The 1599-nt window shown below is 51.1% G+C and carries 1 protein-coding gene and 2 pseudogenes; all 3 read left to right on the top strand.

The window, feature by feature from the left end; translation table 11 throughout:
* A pseudogene (locus ATI53_RS22770) lies at positions 1-276 on the top strand (transposase); the annotation flags it as partial.
* A gap of 132 nt (positions 277-408) precedes the next feature.
* On the top strand, positions 409-1287 hold the full coding sequence (locus ATI53_RS22775; protein WP_375342747.1) for a glycosyltransferase family 32 protein: 879 nt from the start codon (positions 409-411) through the stop codon (positions 1285-1287).
* Positions 1288-1386: 99 nt separating this feature from the next.
* A pseudogene (locus ATI53_RS23760) lies at positions 1387-1599 on the top strand (IS481 family transposase); the annotation flags it as partial.

Here is a 1599-nt window from a genome sequence, read left to right on the forward strand (position 1 = left end):
TGGGCAGCTTGCCGACGGCGGGGTGGCTGCTCGCCGATCGGGGCTATGACGCCGATTGGTTCAGAGAAGTGTTGAAAGACAAGGGGATAAAGGTCCGCATCCCCGGCCGGAAGGTCTCGCAACAGGGCAGTCAAATACGACAAGCGACGTAACCGCATCGAGATCATGTTCGGGCGCATCAAGGACTGGCGGCGCGGCGCGACCCGTTACGATCGATGCCCGGAGACGTTCTTCTCAGCGATCATGCTCGCCGCAACCGTTCTGTTCTGGCTGTGAAACTCAATGAGACTGGACCCTTGGAGTTGAGAGGTGATGGTAAACAATCGTCAAAAAATTGTAGTTAGTGAAGCAAATTTGCGCTAGGGAAGGCACAGCGCATTAGGCTTGGCCCTGAAGCCATTCAAGCCAGTGGTTCCCAGAAATAGAGAGAAGTTTCGTGAAATGAAATTCACCGACGTAGACGAAGCAGGTCGCAATATATTCTATTTCTGGGATCATCCAGAAACCATGCCAAATATTTTTCAAGAAAATATCCTCGCTTCGAGGTGTATACATTACAATTGGAAGGTCCACGTTATCAACGATGAAATGGCACAAGAGATAATTGGTGATTATGATCCATTATTGCTTGAGGCGTATCAAATGATCCGTATTCCAGCCTGTAGATCGGATCTTGTGCGGCTGGTACTACTTTTAAAGTATGGCGGTTGGTACTTAGATTGTGACATTTATCCCAACAAGGCTGTCGATTACCTTGGCACCGAACGCCCGCTGCTTTTCCGGCGAGATGACGATGGCCCAGAACAGTCTTACGGTAGGGTCACGAACATGGCTATGTTTTTGCCGAAAGAGCATTCGCTTGCGCTCGATGCCCTTTCAGTGATCAAAAATTATATCCGAGAAAAGGTTCACTTACATAATGTTTTTCTATTTTCCGGACCTGGCTTGATCACAGCGATTTCGGATCGCAACGGGGTTTCCGAAGAGAATCTTTTGAGCTTTCAAAAATATTTTCGTGGTGGAGCGCGGACGTTCCGAACGACGAAGTCAGAGGCTACCACGTCCTGGATGGCCACTCAGAGCTTCGGAATATTTGATGACACGGAGCCAAGGTACCCGCGGTTTCCCAAAAAAATAGATGAAAAAGCCGCCAATATTATTGTCGATTTTGTAAAGAAACATAATCTCAAGAAGGAATTCGAAGAGTTACTCAAGCGACGCAAGGTATATCTAGATGAACCCGTAATTCAGAAATATGTCGACGAACTGAGTGCAAAATCTCGATAGCCTAAATGTTCGATCCCGGACGATCCTGTTTCCCCCCGGCGATCAGCTCCTGTTCATGGCAACAGCGGTTCCAAGGGACGTTCGGGACGGGGTGCGACCATGCTGGTCCATCTTCACAGCCAGGCAACCACGGTTCGGGCGGCCAGCCAGGCCAGCGACAAACCCGCCGCCATCCTGGCAGAGCGATACGGGACGACGGAACAGACCGGTTGCAACTGGCGGCACCGCGATAGCGTTAAGGATCGCGGTCACACGCCGCGCCGGCTTCAGACCGCATTGACGCCCGCGCAAGAGGCCGTGGCGGTGGGCTTG

Source organism: Salipiger aestuarii (assembly GCF_003259905.1).
In the GTDB taxonomy this organism is placed as follows: domain Bacteria; phylum Pseudomonadota; class Alphaproteobacteria; order Rhodobacterales; family Rhodobacteraceae; genus Salipiger; species Salipiger aestuarii.